Raw genomic sequence first — 15,665 nt, forward strand, 5'->3', positions numbered from 1 at the left:
CCCACTGTCGTCCTATCATTTTTTCTACGTAATCAAATTTATTCTTGGATCCCTAATTAACATTCTATGTTACGGATCCTACTTGCGCCCAAAAGTAGCCACTCGGTTGATTCAGTTGTAGCTGCTAATAACTGTAGCGAACCGTTACATGATCCATCTTGTATTGAGTGGGTGAGCAGGTTTCTATTGTTACCAATAGCAACAATGGCCAATTATTTCGTAATCGCCTCATCAAATCCCCAAAAGTATCCAAAATTATAAAGGCATTATATTTGTATAACATAATTCTTGCTTTTCAATACATACGCTTAAGCGGTACGCTCTTCTCCCCTCAATAATATCTAATAAATTTTGTAATATTTTTTTCTCTTGTTGAATAGTGATTTTGTTGCTTTTCCCAAAATTTCCGATGGAAGTCAGAATATCTTTTGTATGTTTCAATGACTCATTGATGTGTAACATTGCAACTACGATTTCATTTAAGATATACTCAATTCTCGTATTTACCTTCAATAAATATTTGATTTTTTTTAAATCCTCAACAGCTTCAGATGACAAATACCTATCAGCCAATAGCTCTGTAGTAGATGGGTAAATTACTAAAAAATCTTTACATAATTTTTCAAGCAAGTTTTCCTGGATGGTTATGACCTCTATGTATTTCTTCTTACCAATCATGAATTCATAAATATCTTCAAGTTCCATTTGATACAGGGAAGAATGACTTTCCTTATACCCCCACTCCCATTCTTCCAGTAAAGGATCGTTCAGGTCTCTTAGTCTTACTAAAATATCGACGATTAATCTATTTCTCAGGTATTGATCATAACCTTGTTTACAGAATAAATGATATTTCTCATCGGCCCATCTTGATAGTTGTTCAATTTCCGATAGATTGAGCATTACATGTTCTAGTTTTATTAACAGCTCACCGATTATTTTTTCCATGTTATTATCACCTCTATAGTCCAACTAACAATTAATCAATTTTTATATCTACCCAAATCCGGTTTCCGTTTGAATCAGGTATATTTCCTCCACCCGTCTGGATTCAAAATTAGTAGCCACATTTTGTTCAGCCGACTTTCGTCGCTTCCATAAGGGGTGTACATCCGAGCTAGATTACTCGTTTGGGGTTTCAATAAATTAGGCTTGTATACAAAAATTTAATTGCTTCGTTATCTCAACTGCTAGATTATCAGCGGTGGTAAACATATACCAACTAAAAAGGAACCACAACACTATGATTAGTCGTTCATCTCCTCTACTTTTTGATTACAGAAAAATTATTCTTTATTGGTTGGGGATAATCACAGCTTATCAATTTGATGTTGTATTGTTCACGCAATTCATCCGCTTGTATCATACCACCATCCACACTGGTCCCATCCTGGTATTGTTCTGAAAACGAAGCATTTGGAAAACTATGCTGATATCCTTTACTCCGCTCCTCATCGCCCATATAGTACCAAGCCGGTCCTAGGTCAAAATATATGACTTGACTTAATGTTTTTTGGTTAGCAAATGCGATCCCTGAAGAACCATCGGTATTCAGTAAAATTATTTTTTGATTTCCGCTAGTCAGGCGCCCCTTCCATTTGCGGAATTTCCCATTCCCTTCATTCATTCCGATTCCGTCATACTCACAAATCAAAGTGTCTTCAATTACTTTCGTTTCTCCATTAATCATATAAACTAAGCGGAACGGAAACTCACCAGATGTGATTTCGGGTTTTGGTGGGTTTGGCAATGAGGAAATCCCCAAAAATATCATCACCCACGGCCCAACCGTAACATATACGATTCCTGCAACAACAGCTATCAACACCATAATTGGTACTGAAAAAGTGTTGGTCCTCAATTATACCCTGCCTCCTTTAGCGCACTTTCGACTATCCGATCTTGCATGTCTGTTATCCAAAGGTCCTGCCAATGTCCTCCATACTGTTGAGGCAAATATACCGCTTTATCGATAGGTTTACTGAAACCCCTTTCCAAATCAGTTAGAATATCACCTTTCACGATAAATGCAGTCATGCTGGTGCTATAATTGGAAGCACTTAGCCCATATGCCTCCAGATTGACGGTTGCAGGATTGAATATGATGCTGTTTTTATTCGATGCCACCGCATTTGCTGCTGCTTCTGCTCCTACTTTCGAGTGTCCAACCATAGTAATTTCGTTGTTTGCATAATTCTTTACAAATTCTTGCGAAGTTTTTATCGTAGTGGGAGTCTTGTGACACGGCAATTAAAAAGAGGGAGACGTTTTTGTTTACCATTCCCTCTTCACAATGAAAATGTCATATTACAATACAACAATTTTGATGGTTCATAGTCTTGCTGTTTATTTAAAGGTTCAGAGATCAAAGTATTCTTTCGATGGTTTATCATTTTAGGAACATTTGTGTTCAACAAAGAAGGAACTAGTATAAATCAAGGTCTCCCCTTCAGCAATACATATGCAATGAATCATCTGTTTGTTTCTCTGAATTTCCTAAGTTCCACGGTATCAATTTCATAGTTCCAATTAAACGCTTTATTGTCTTCAAGATTTTCATACAGATGGTTAACGATCCTTGTTTTATCTGATTTTATTTCGATTCTGCAAGCATTTCCTATCTCCTCTTCATATACAGAAGGATTACTTAGCACTCGATCAATTACAGTAACGATTCTTTCTCCATCATATTCCCAAGGGATATCAGAGATTAAAAAGTCCGATAACGCATCCATATTCTTTGGCAAATCAATTACTAAGGTTCTAATACCGTTTTCCAACTCTTTAACTCTAATATGATATGGTAAGCCCATACTAATTCCTCCTAACCGATTAGAATAACTTAAGAATACCTAGGAAATGCAGAAATTATCTTGTTTGACGAATCTAAGTACATTTCAATTGACATACCTGATCGGGAAAGACCCCTGTACGTATTCCCTGTTACATGAACTTTATGAGAATAGGCATAGTTAATCGTGTCTATTACTTGATCTTTAGACTAATTGTCAGGAAAGAATGTAGAGTATCCTCCATTATTTGATTTTAGTTCGCCATTGAATTCTACTTGTGCTCAGTAGACACCGTGCTGATTGACTGCTGATTTTGTTCCAGCCTTTATTTTAGCTACACCAGTGGAACCAAGCAACCAATGAAATCCAGTTCCACCTGCCCCTTCCAAAATATGTTTAAGCGCGTTAAATTAAGAATTGGCTACTGACGCATTGAGGACCTGTAGCAGCTTTTTGAACTTTAGTTGCTTTAACAGCTGTCCCCATACTTTTTACAGTTTTAGTAGCTTTAACCGCTTTATTAACCACTCCAGCACTCAGGAATCATATCGGTGGGATCAGTAAAACCACCTCTAATCATCATTTCAACTTCATGTGGTACTGATCCAGAACCATACTTGTAGTAACGTTCCACATTCATATCTCTGGTTTCTTGAGAAAATCCCCACCAGTCTGACATGGTTATTTTCTCAGTCGTACCCCCGATGACATATACATGACCGCTCGGATCAACATACTTCAACGGATTATTCACTACATACGCATACCGATTCAAACTAAGCGGATTATCCACCTGCCCCTTATACGTATCCTCCGTAATAAACCGTCCCACACTCGGATCATAATACCTCGCCCGCAGGTAATACATCTTCGTCTCCGCATCATACATCTCTCCACTGTACGTAAACGGATTGGACATTGTCTCCTGCTGACTGACAATATTCCCCCAAATATCATAGTCATAGGTATTCAGCGTATTACCGCCCGCACCCTTGATCTTCACAATATCCCCGTGGCTGTTCGGATAATAGTACCCGCTGTTCACCGTCGGAGCCAACACTTTTCGATAAACCAGTTGATTCCCCCAGACGTTTTGGGCCTTCACCTGATTATTGGCATCCAACTCTTCTACCACATTACCGTTTACATAGACGTACTTGGTCGTTTGACCGTTTACCGTTTTGGTAGCACGCAGCTCACCTGGATAATAGGTGTAGGATGCTTTTACGGTGCTGTTCCCGAAGGTTTTCAAACGGTTTTTCGCATCGTAGGAATAAGCGGCTGCTCCGAGATCCAGCGGGCTGCTCGCTGTATTTGATTTGCGGTTCCCCCGGCTGTCATAGGTGTAGTCTTTTTTTGCGTTGGGGACGTTTTCGGTTATGACACGGTCGATTTTGTCATAGGCGAGTGTATAGCTCTTGGTCGTTGAATTCACGGCCGTGATGTTGCCAAAACCGTCGTAGGTGTTGGTCTCACGCCAATCTACGGTACTGTTGGCACTGTGGGCTGTCTCTGTGATTTCACCGAATGGGTTGAATTTTTGCTCGACCTTGGTGTTATTCGGGTAGGTGACGGATACCGTCTCACCGGTGCTAGAGGTAGTATAGCCGTACGAGATCAGTCCGGTCAATGTGCTGTTGATCTGAGAAAGACGTCCTGTCGCATCATATTTGTAGGAAATGACTGGTCCAGCGTCATGGTATTGAATGCTGTCCATCTGATCATCAACATCGGTAAAGTTCAGATATTAGATGCGTCCTAATCTGGTTACGCGGTTCACACCGATTGTAGCTGTTGTAACCATAGTTGATGGTGACATTATCAGTTTGGTTCACCTTGCTGAACAGGTTTCCGTTGTTGTTGGCTTATAAATAAGCAGTAAAAAAACCTCGAAGGACTCAAATCCTTGAGGTTTATTAGTTACATGTAAAGAGCTTGTTTTACTTTTTGGTCACGTAAGTTTTAAAACTCACATACAACATTTATTGACTGATTTAGTTTATTCATTTTGGATAAAATAAGAGAATAAAAATCCTCCTTTGATTTGACTACAATACATAAAACTTGAATAGTTTCAGTTGCAATCATCCATTCTTTCAATTGAAATTTGATATAGATACTTTTCATTCAAATCTAAAGAAAAATCAAAGAAAAAATGGATTCCATCTAGGGTATATGAACCGTAAATTTCATTAAATTCCCATTTATCTCCCAGCATATTTTTAACTTCCACGAAAGTGCATCCAATTCTTATACAATTTAAGAAATCCCCTTGATATTTTTCACTTACCGAAATTGACTCTAGTAAATTCGTCTTCTTCGGAATAAAGAATTTAATACTTTCGGTTTCATAAATAATTACTTCACCTGCATCAACTACTTCATATGGAAAATTAATAATGGCTCGCAGACTGTCCGCTGTCATTCCTAAACGAAAAACCCCGACACGCTCACCTGGAATAATCTCACCATTCAAATAAGAACACATATTATTCACTCCCAGCAGGAACTGAAATTGCCATCAGTATTGTTGTGTAAAAATGTGGACTATCATTGGCTGTATCCCACGTAGCCCTCCAATCCTTCATTGTACCAAAAGCCTGTGTAGCTGACAAAGTCGGGGTTACCGAAACATAAGTCCCATCCCCGTCTATCTTGGCTTGGAACAATCCTGTAGAATTAATTGCTTCTAGAGATGTAACCCATGCTGGATACATAAGGTTTGTTGACATGGATAATTGAAAATCGGTACCAGTTTTAGGTTTCTCTTTTCCAACAGGACCAATCATCTTACCTTTGTCTGCCGGTGTATAACTTTGGGCATCAAAATTATCAGTCCGTCTAAATACAAAGGTTACATCACTGTCATCAAAATATCCAACTACTTTTTTAAGGTAATTACGACTTGCCTTCTTTAACATACTTCTAACATTTGGTATAGTGTCACTAATTCTCTGAGCAATATCATCATGTAATTTTTCTCTAATCTGTTTTGCTACCTCAATAAAATGTTCCCGTCGGATACGTTGAGCAGCCTGTTGGATATTTGCTTGAAGTTTCTTGTTCCCAGATGCTTTATACCAGTCTCCGGTTAATTGAATTATCTTTGCTTGATCAGTAGCAGATAACTGATTATCTATACCTTGTATCCAATGTCCATTCGGATCAATATACCTTATCGGATTATTATGCGTATACGTATACCGATTCAAACTAAGCGGATTATCTACCTGCTCCTTATACGTATCCTAAGTTGTAAAGCTGGCTCGTAAAGAGGGAAGGCGGCAACCGCTCAAGTAGTTACCGCCTATTTTATCATCCTGCTTTTGTTTCTGGGAGAGGTGGGACAGTGTACGGGGTCTTGTTCTTCATCATGCCGTAGACGATGTTGACGAGCCTACGCATGACGCAGACCAAGGCTTGTCCCTTCGTCTTGCCTTCCGCTATCTTGCGGTGATAATACTCGTGGAAAAGTGGGTTACGTGGCTTCTGGCTTCCTCTCGCTACTTGGATTTGTTGGACGGCTAGAGAGTAGAGCAAGCCGTGTAGGACACGGTTTCCCTGCTTGCTTTTCTTGTCACGCCCCTTACCGCCTGAGCTGAAATGGACTGGGGCAACTCCGGCGAAACGGGCTAGTTTGTCGGGGGAAGGGAAACGGTTGATGTCGCCTATCTCGGCTACGAGAGCGGATGCCATGACGATATCAACGCCTGTGAGCGTGTGCAGTTGAACGTCTAACAGTTTCATTAGTTCGGTTAACTCCGCTTCGATATGGGCGATTTCCTGCTGTTTAAAGCGTATGTCCCTGACGTGGCTGCGGATTAGGAAGTCTCTCGATTCTTGAAACTCTCGCTTGGTGTCGCCGTCGGCCTCGACTAGAGATAGAATCTGCTCCGCTTTCTTCGTGGAAAGAGCGTTATTACTCTCGTTACGCAAGAATTGGGCAAGTTGCTCTACCGTCACCCCCTGTAGGTGGTGCGGGGCGGGGTAGCAGTCCCAGAAAGCTAAAGCGGTTTTGCCGTCGATTACGGAAAAGAACTTGTCGTAGCTTGGATAGTGGTAACTAAGCTGAGCGTGAAGCTGGTTTTTAAGAGCGGTGAGAGCCTTGACCAGTCCTGTGCGTCTGGTTACTAGTTGCCCGATTGCCCAATACAGGTCGTGTGGGTTAGCGTCTGGCAACGTGTCTAGTTTGTTGACGAGAATACGGGCGAGACATTCAGCGTCCCAGCTATCGCTCTTTTGAGTTGTCGGATAGCTTCGGCGTTCGGCATAGGAAAGAGCCGTGTTTACCTCTTTGACGATATGCCCCTCTTCCAACAGGAAGATGGCGAGAGAGCGACCGTAACCGCCGACGTCTTCTAATCCAAAGACAGGGGTGAGTCCCTTTGTCTGGTACTTCTTGACCTCTTTTATGAGGTTGCGGAAGGCGCTGGGGCTGTTGTCGAACTGGATTTCTCCAAGCTTTTCGTGCCAGCAATTGACGATTACGGCTGTATGGGTTCGTTTGTGTAGGTCTACACCAATGTAGATGTGCTTCTGCTTTTGATGCAAAGGAAGTCCCCCCTGTCTTTTGATTATGGCTCTATGTTGACGATCTGCAAGGAATGAGTGAAAAAAACGTCGGCAACCTCCGTTCAAGCGTTAGGCAGAAGCCCCGCAGCGATACGCAAGCCAGTCCGTTTTCTTCGCTGTGTGTTCCTTACTTTGTCGTTATCTTAGAGAGTTCTTTGTGAGTGAGTTGCTTTAGCCAGACGAATGTGAATCAGTTCTTCCCGCTGTTCCATTTCCACTTTGAAAATGGCTGTCAGGATGTCTTCGAGCATGACCACGTTCATTTCGTGGTAGTTCTGTTTGACATAGGCATTGATTAGGTCTGTGCAGATGTTGCATGTCTGGATTCTTTGAAATACGTTCTTTTCTTCTCGTTCATAGTGGGCTAGTTTTGCGTCCATGATGTTCCCCTTACATAATTGCTTGATGAAGACCGATAGATTCGATCTGACCGTAGCGGTATGTGCCTTGATAGAAGTTCTTACGGTCTAGGATTCGTTTTACCTGTACTTTGGTGAAGGTCTTGCCTTGTGAAGTCTTATAGCCTTCGGCGTTTAGTTGTGCGGCCAGTTGGGATAACGACCAAGTGGGGTGCTGTGGCGCTTTAGTTCCCGTTGAATCAGGACTTTTACCATATCGGCTCTCCAAAGGCGTGAGGTGTTAAGGACGATGACTTTCTTTACGCCGAGCCATTGGAGGTCTGCAAGCATTTCTTGCAAAGCTTCACGTTCGACGGTTAGACCTTCTTCGTCTACTTTTGCACCGCTTATTCCTTCGTCTTTGTAAATGTTGACGAGTTCAAGGTTGTGAGTGGCGCAGTAACGTTCTATTTCTTCTACTTGGTAGGCTAAGCTGTAACCGTCTTTGACCTGTCCCTTCGTGGACACTCGGACGTATCCCACGACTTTTTCCATGATGTTTCCCCCTAGTCGTTACAGGAATTAGAATTGATGTTACGGTTAAGAGTAACGTTATATTCTCATTATATTACGCTTAAACGTAACGCACAATAAAATTCCTTCTTCCTAGTGATTCATCTCATGGAAGTAGGTTATAATTCTTAATACGCTTAAGCGTTATTTTTAGATTGATTGGGGGAGAGACCATGCCTGTCCATGTCAGGCTGAAAGAGATTCTTGCCGAACGTGGCATGTCTCAGCGTGAATTGGCACGATTAACAGGGCTGCGGGCAAGTACCATTAATCATCTTTGCTCAGACAAGGTTGACCGAGTCTATCTAGAGACTTTGGACGTTATCTGTAAGAGGCTAGATATTCGTATTGAACAGCTTTTAGAAGTAGAATAACGCTGGTGACTATTCGATCAAGAGGCTCGATTTCTCTGCGTCTTTCCAACGCTCTCCCTGTGGCTAGGCGGTTCTTCGTCTAGCCTTGTTATTTTTTCTCGAATGGATGCACGTAATCTTCGGATTGTCTCGTGATGTCGCACGCCCATATCCTTCGCTAAATCTTTAAGAGACATTGCGGGTTCGGTATATAGCCGATACAGCAGGTCTCTTTCCTGCTGAGAAAATATGTCGTCTTCTAACAGCAATTTTACCCATACCTGTTTTTCTACATCTACGTTGCTCGGCACGATACTCTCGTCTAAGGAAATTATTTCTCTCTGGAAGCGATCCTTCTTGGATGTCGCCTTTCTAATCACGTCGATTGCTCTGCGGTGAATGGCTAGATCAATCGTTTCATACAGGGTAAACTCGCCGTACCACGTGTAGTTCTCACAAACTGTCCACACTTCCTTCCAGAACACTGTCTCGAAATCATGGCTGGAAAGCCCCCGTCCTGCCCACCTTCTGCCGTAATCTTCTGCTCTACTACGGATTGTTTGGGTAATGATCTCGTGCCTTAACAAGTCATCCATGTCTCTCGTGAGAGCGAACTCTCTCCAAGCGTTTTCGAGGCGCACGATTTTTTGTCTCCGAGATTTGCTCATACGCTCTAAACGTTTCTCGGTTCTTTGGTGCATTAATTCCAAGTCAGAAGGTTGATTCTTGCGAATCTGAGACTTATTCATGGTTTCCAGCACTTCCCTTCGGTAAATGTGTGCGAAAGTCGAGTGAATTTACGAATGTATTTATGAGTGAGCCGAAGGTGAACTCATAAACGCCACCACTAAAAAGGAGGAAGGATACACTAGCCAACAAAGGAACTGTCAATGAGATACATCACTTAATGTCGTAGGGATTGTTTAGTTTGTGACACGGCAATAAAAAAAAGAGGGAGACGGTTTTATTTACCGTTCCCTCTGTAAACATGTCATTTTATGACTATACAATCAATAATTTATTAACTTAATAACCTTCTGCTTCCACTTTGACTACGATATTACTGCACCAAATTTCTATCCTCATTGGTGGTAGTTCTAATTTACATGTGTACAGATTTAGATTAGCGTTGGATATCACCCCCACTGTAACATCTTGTAGAAAATATGGTATTTGTGCCAAAGTCAAATTATTAGATGGTTTCTCTTTAATATATTCTAGAGAATGATCAAAACTTGTTTTATAGCAACCATAAAAATTATACCTTACATTCCCTCCTTTATTTTCATACAATATTGAAACCTCATCCGAGAAATAGTTACATGTAACATCTAGCACCCTTGCATCCCAGTAATTATGTTTATCAATTTCATCCTGTATTTTTTGATAGTCCAATCCATTCAACTCATTTCATGTATGGAATATGCGCATCTGCACTCTTACGATCTACAATATTCAAATTAATATCAAGCGGATTTCCATTTTCATCATAGATATGAACATGATCATACTTTGTAACCTTGTCAGGAGGGTCAATCCTCATTCTAATAAGTCCATTTCCATCTCTAACATGGACAAATCCGTTATTATCAGTATACTTCCATCCACTAGGCAAATGCTCAAGTATTTCTGATTTTGACATACTCGGAATTTTTAAAGTGTCTATTGCTCCAGCAAATTTACCTCCTCTGATCATCCCTACTGATGCAGATAATGGATCAAGATCTGGAACCCAAAAGTTATACGCTTCCGTATATATTCTTAAACCATACGGATCGTTCTCAATCCTTTTCATGGTATATACTCTAGCAAGGGCATTAACTGTCTCTTCAGGGATCATGGCATCTGTGCTTTTCATAATGTCAGCCTCAGCAATACCTGCCTTTCTCATCTGATTCCGAAGTGCTTCCGCTTGATTAGCCCAGTACGTTTTTTGTTCCTTGGTTGTTGCCTTGGCATACTGCCACTTCATCTCATTGATTGTCCAGTTAGCCGTTTTTTCAGTACTCCAATGTCCACTCGGATCGACAAACCTCAACGGATTATTATTCGTATACGTATACCGATTCAAACTAAGCGGATTATCCACCTGCCCCTTATACGTATCCTCCGTAATAAACCGTCCCACACTCGGATCATAATACCTCGCCCGCAGGTAATACATCTTCGTCTCCGCATCATACATCTCTCCACTGTACGTAAACGGATTGGACATTGTCTCCTGCTGACTGACAATATTCCCCCAAATATCATAGTCATAGGTATTCAGCGTATTACCGCCCGCACCCTTGATCTTCACAATATCCCCGTGGCTGTTCGGATAATAGTACCCGCTGTTCACCGTCGGAGCCAACACTTTTCGATAAACCAGTTGATTCCCCCAGACGTTTTGGGCCTTCACCTGATTATTGGCATCCAACTCTTCTACCACATTACCGTTTACATAGACGTACTTGGTCGTTTGACCGTTTACCGTTTTGGTAGCACGCAGCTCACCTGGATAATAGGTGTAGGATGCTTTTACGGTGCTGTTCCCGAAGGTTTTCAAACGGTTTTTCGCATCGTAGGAATAAGCGGCTGCTCCGAGATCCAGCGGGCTGCTCGCTGTATTTGATTTGCGGTTCCCCCGGCTGTCATAGGTGTAGTCTTTTTTTGCGTTGGGGACGTTTTCGGTTATGACACGGTCGATTTTGTCATAGGCGAGTGTATAGCTCTTGGTCGTTGAATTCACGGCCGTGATGTTGCCAAAACCGTCGTAGGTGTTGGTCTCACGCCAATCTACGGTACTGTTGGCACTGTGGGCTGTCTCTGTAATTTCTCCGAATGGGTTAAATTTTTGCTCGACCTTGGTGTTATTCGGGTAGGTGACGGATACCGTCTCACCTGTGCTAGAGGTAGTATAGCCGTACGAGATCAGTCCGGTCAATGTGCTGTTGATCTGCGAAAGACGTCCTGTCGTATCATATTTGTAGGAAATGACTGGTCCACCGTCATGGTATTGAATGCTGTCCATCTGATCATCTGCATCGGTGAAATTCAGATAATAGTTGCGGCCAAATGATGTCACACGGTTCATCCGGTTGAAGCTGTCGTATCCGTAGCTGACCGAGATACTGTCCGTCTCGTTGGTAGAACGGAGCAGATTGCCATTGGAGCTGTTGAATTGGCTTGTCTCTGCATACTGCTGGATTCCTGATGAGTTGTACGTGCGCAACGAGCTTACTTCATAGAACGGAGTGTAGTCGTAGTCGTTTTTATTTCCTGCTTTGTCAAAATAATAATCGACATCCCCGTTAACGGTGTAATGATAAGTCTCCTTCTTACTGTTACTGTTAGCAGGCGTTAGTTCTTGAAGCTTCCAGCCCAAGGCGTTGTAGGTATATTCAGTCGTCTTGGTACCATTTTCGGTGACAGAAATCAGGTTGCCAAGTGGGTCATACGTATACGAGTACGTATTCGCTGCCGGGTCTTGGAGGTAGATAAGGGCACCTCGCAGGTCGTAGCGGTATGTCCAGTTTCTCGTATCATTGGCAGGGACCGATATCTGTTTACTTGTAGGCTGGCCGAATGGGTCATATGCAAATGTAGTGGTTTTAGTCTGGCTGCCCGACTTGAGTATTTCTTTCTCGACGAGTCCATAGCGGTCTACGAAGGACTGCTTCTCCAATCCATTCGGAGCATAAGTGGTAACCGATCCAGTTGGAAGGTAAGTGCCTGTTGTTCCCATGACGTTAGCTGTTTTCTGATAAGTCGTGCGCCCCACTGGGTCTGTGGTTCCGACGAGAGAACCATCCTTATCATATTGATACGAGGTGCTACGGCTTGAGTCATTATACGGCATGCTTACATTCAAATGCGTGCCATCTATTGTGTATGTGTTGCGGACCAGCGGACGTACTGAACCGCTTGCCGAAATCTGTTGCTGATACTCAATATCGCCAAAAGGTGTGTAGTACGTATCGACCGATGTAGAATCCGGCAGTTTTTTCGTGATCTTACGGGACGTATCGTCGTAGGTGTACTGAATGGTACGGGATTGTCCCAAATTGGAAAAGGTTTCTTTAGTAACCCGGCCTAACGAATCGTTATACTCGTAGGTTGCGGTGCTGCCATCTGCAAAGGTCTGCGATAAGATGCGGTCCGAACTGTCGTAGGTCATATTGACTTCCAGAGTTTTGGATTGACCCGGTGCAACCTCGGTGGTTAGGCTGTCACGCAGAAGATTGGTTTCAGAAGTATTGAATTGCAGAGCTCTGGTTAAGGTTTTCGCACTTTTTCCATCCCCGTTGTCAATGGTTTGCACGACACGGGATGGCATTTTTTTACCGGCATCATAGGTATAGGTACGGGTGATTTCGTCTTTGGTTCCGCGACCTGGATAGGTGTGGGAGATGGTTTCAGATGTTAGATTTTTGGTGGTGTCATCATAGACGTACGATTCTTGTGAAACGTATGTCCCATTTGGATTGGATTGGGTGACACTCGCCAACTGACGGAAGGAGCTGGAATACAGTCCCCCTGTTGTCCAATATCGATACGTCCACGTGGTAGTATTCCCTTTCGGATCAATCGTTTTGATGGGGTCACCATAGTTGTTGTAGGTGTTGGTGGTGACATTGGCATAGGAGTTGATTGAAGGTGAATAAGTTGAATACCCAACCACTGTAGGATCTTTCAAGTACTTCAAAATACTCGCTTGGCCTTCTCCCTGCAATTCAGCAAATTCGAATTGATACTTGGGCTTGGTTTTACCAGCTTCGTAAGCGTAGGTCACATAGGAAACCGGATTGTAGCTATAGGTTTTAACGCTGTCTGTGGTACTCATGGTGAAATCTTTAACCGCTTTGGTACGGACAGAACGGAGCAGAGTGTTGCCTTCTTCGTTGACCTGGAACTTTTTCTCTATGATCAAATTCTCTTGTAGAGGAGCTTCAGAGGCATCGGTAGGCAATACTTCGTAGGAAAAAATCTCGTCACCATAACGGTCTGGTTGAGTTTTTAACCGTTCAATCGTGTCTTTCGGTCGTTTCCATACTTCCCAGAACTTTCGACCCGACAGATCACTCAGCTTGTATTCCTTAGAAAAAACTGTCTCGGTTGAAGAGCCATATGGCTTGTAGAGAAAATCTACCTTGGTAACAGGACGGTAGCTGGTATAAGTGAGTGCCTTGCTGTCTTGGTAAAGTCGAACCAACCCACGGTCAGACGGGTTATACGCATCTTTTGTATCGGGGTCGTTGGGGTCGTCGGAGTCTTTGGGGGCGTAAGAGTTGTAGGGGTTGTAAGTATACTTCATCGTCAACCCAACATTGGGATAGCTTACCGTACTGATCAACAAATTGTCTACAGCACCACGTTTTTCTTTATTGTTATCTTCAGTCAAATAACTGCTTGATTCAAAACCAAAATCTTTCTCCAACGTATATTTTTGCCGGAAATTAAATTCGGTCTCATCAGGTGTATTGTAGGTGTAAGTAGCGATCTCTTTAAAAGAAGTATCCGTTCCAGTGACTTCTTTTACACCCGTCAATTTGGAATAGGTAGGGGAACTCGATGAATAAGGAGCATACTCCATGGTATATCTTACTGTCTTGATGATTTGTCTACTCGGTCTGTCTTGATAGGCGGCTAGACTGTAAATCCCCTTATTGCTGTCTTTACTCATGATGACTGTATGACCAAAGCTGTCGGTGATTTCAATGTCACCTGCTCCCTTTGGCATGGTATACCTGATCCACTCGCCATAAGGATTGCGTTTGGTCACAATCAGGCTCTCTGCATCGTAACGATTGTCATAGCCTTTATTGAACTCGTACTCGATCCCATGCACATTCACTTTAAAATGTTGTCCATGCTTGTAATCAACGACAGCGAACGAAATCCCATCATAGGAATAGTTCACCCATTGATCGTTCTCTCGAATTAACGTGGTTCCATCTTCAAGATGAATCACGTATCGCTCCTCATGAGTTTCCATTGGAGCATACGTATAGGAATAGGTTTGGACACGCTCTTCTGTATCTACAATATTATTCGTGTATTCAAAGGAAGGCAGATTAAAGCTCCACCCGGTTGCAAATGGCACAAAATCATTTTGAAACAACCTTTCATCTACCATGTTCGCATAGATTCCGCTTCCTTTGGTGGTTTCAAACCAGCCTGGCTCCATTGTCTGACTGTCCAAGGAGTGGTAACGGCGCTCGATGATGAGATCCATTCCATGCAATCCTTTTAATTCCAGATCACGTTCTACTACGTTGGCCGCACGGTATAGTTCATCCACAGGATTGTCAGTGATCCCTTTGGTATGCAAAAACTTTTGGTTCAATGCGGTATATTTGAGATTGGTCGGATCTCCTACTGGTGAAGTGGCATTGATAGTGGTTACAGTTTGGGCTGTCGTTTCCGATTGGACAGCTTTTTTGTCATCTTTGCCATTCTTTTTTTCTTTCCATCTCTTTTGGGTTTGCAACAGAACCGGAGTAAGCTTTTGCAGGTGATTTTTTTGCGCCTGTGGCAGTACGTCGATGCGTTGACTTACTTGTTCATCATTCCACTTTAATACCTCTACCAACTCTTCTTCTGTCAAAAGATTGCTGAGATTGGAGTAGAAATACGCTGCAAGCTTTAAGGTGTTCCGATCGAATGTTTTGCGGATTTCTTTGACTTCCTTCGCGGTAAATTGATCCCAATGCGCCTGATCAATTTCCGCATCGGATACGTCTCCTCTTTTTTTGCTCTCCGTCTTGTTAACCGGAATATTTTGTTTGATCCAATCAACCGTTGTCGATGTCTCTCCATTGTTTGCGTTTCCTTGTTCCGCTGGTATCTCCATCTGAGCGGTGGGTACCGCCACTTCAGCCGAAACAACCGCGGGGGATACACTGGTGGCGAGCAGGCACATGGTTAAAAAACCGCTGATAAATTTTTTCATTCGTAACCTCCGATGCAGTACAAACTTCATAATCTTTTCAATAGAAATTGAGGGTAGTGATTCAGGTCGAGAAGCAGCCAACCCGACAGCGATTTGCAGCCGG

General features: G+C 42.6%; 12 protein-coding genes and 2 pseudogenes. 1 reads left to right on the forward strand and 13 read right to left on the reverse strand.

What is annotated here, in order from left to right:
• Window positions 1–255: 255 nt before the first annotated feature.
• The 10 genes and pseudogenes from FGI41_RS01475 to FGI41_RS01525 form a co-directional block, all read right to left on the reverse strand.
• Window positions 256–948, reverse strand: coding sequence for a hypothetical protein (locus tag FGI41_RS01475; protein WP_139488118.1), 693 nt, complete (start codon window positions 946–948; stop codon window positions 256–258).
• 316 nt (window positions 949–1,264) lie between these two features.
• Window positions 1,265–1,861, reverse strand: coding sequence for a hypothetical protein (locus tag FGI41_RS01480; RefSeq protein ID WP_139488119.1), 597 nt, complete (start codon window positions 1,859–1,861; stop codon window positions 1,265–1,267).
• A 610-nt stretch (window positions 1,862–2,471) separates the two neighbouring features.
• Window positions 2,472–2,813 (reverse strand): hypothetical protein, encoded by a 342-nt coding sequence (locus FGI41_RS01490; protein ID WP_139488121.1) that lies wholly within the window; start codon window positions 2,811–2,813, stop codon window positions 2,472–2,474.
• A gap of 29 nt (window positions 2,814–2,842) precedes the next feature.
• Window positions 2,843–2,989, reverse strand: a pseudogene (locus FGI41_RS25665) (EndoU domain-containing protein); the annotation flags it as partial.
• Between the two features lie 323 nt (window positions 2,990–3,312).
• The gene (locus FGI41_RS01500) at window positions 3,313–4,509 is read right to left on the reverse strand and encodes an RHS repeat-associated core domain-containing protein (RefSeq protein ID WP_139488122.1); all 1,197 of its coding nucleotides are present in this window, start codon (window positions 4,507–4,509) and stop codon (window positions 3,313–3,315) included.
• 357 nt (window positions 4,510–4,866) lie between these two features.
• Window positions 4,867–5,280, reverse strand: coding sequence for a hypothetical protein (locus FGI41_RS01505; protein WP_139488123.1), 414 nt, complete (start codon window positions 5,278–5,280; stop codon window positions 4,867–4,869).
• Window position 5,281: 1 nt separating this feature from the next.
• Window positions 5,282–6,004, reverse strand: a complete 723-nt coding sequence (locus FGI41_RS01510) for an RHS repeat-associated core domain-containing protein (protein WP_139488124.1) — start codon at window positions 6,002–6,004, stop codon at window positions 5,282–5,284.
• Between the two features lie 103 nt (window positions 6,005–6,107).
• A complete protein-coding gene (locus tag FGI41_RS01515) occupies window positions 6,108–7,343 on the reverse strand; it encodes an IS110 family RNA-guided transposase (RefSeq protein WP_139488125.1) in 1,236 nt (411 codons plus the stop codon).
• A gap of 164 nt (window positions 7,344–7,507) precedes the next feature.
• Entirely contained in the window at window positions 7,508–7,744 is a 237-nt protein-coding gene (locus FGI41_RS01520; protein ID WP_139488126.1) for a hypothetical protein, read from the reverse strand.
• 10 nt (window positions 7,745–7,754) lie between these two features.
• Window positions 7,755–8,260: pseudogene (locus FGI41_RS01525) on the reverse strand (recombinase family protein).
• 188 nt (window positions 8,261–8,448) lie between these two features.
• On the opposite strand from FGI41_RS01525, the gene FGI41_RS01530 reads away from it, so the two are divergent.
• Window positions 8,449–8,649: a helix-turn-helix domain-containing protein gene (locus FGI41_RS01530; RefSeq protein ID WP_139488127.1), complete on the forward strand. Its 201-nt coding sequence runs from the start codon at window positions 8,449–8,451 to the stop codon at window positions 8,647–8,649.
• Window positions 8,650–8,666: 17 nt separating this feature from the next.
• Here FGI41_RS01530 and FGI41_RS01535 read toward each other — a convergent pair whose 3' ends face one another.
• The 3 genes from FGI41_RS01535 to FGI41_RS01540 all read right to left on the reverse strand — a co-directional run bounded on the left by FGI41_RS01535 (window position 8,667) and on the right by FGI41_RS01540 (window position 15,562).
• Window positions 8,667–9,269 (reverse strand): hypothetical protein, encoded by a 603-nt coding sequence (locus FGI41_RS01535; protein WP_139488128.1) that lies wholly within the window; start codon window positions 9,267–9,269, stop codon window positions 8,667–8,669.
• Between the two features lie 385 nt (window positions 9,270–9,654).
• On the reverse strand, window positions 9,655–10,032 hold the full coding sequence (locus FGI41_RS25795) for a PIM7 family immunity protein (RefSeq protein WP_497497523.1): 378 nt from the start codon (window positions 10,030–10,032) through the stop codon (window positions 9,655–9,657).
• A gap of 1 nt (window position 10,033) precedes the next feature.
• Window positions 10,034–15,562, reverse strand: a complete 5,529-nt coding sequence (locus FGI41_RS01540) for an RHS repeat-associated core domain-containing protein (RefSeq protein WP_176560067.1) — start codon at window positions 15,560–15,562, stop codon at window positions 10,034–10,036.
• Window positions 15,563–15,665 lie beyond the last annotated feature (103 nt).

This window comes from Brevibacillus dissolubilis, from assembly GCF_006170445.1.
GTDB lineage: Bacteria > Bacillota > Bacilli > Brevibacillales > Brevibacillaceae > Brevibacillus_B > Brevibacillus_B dissolubilis.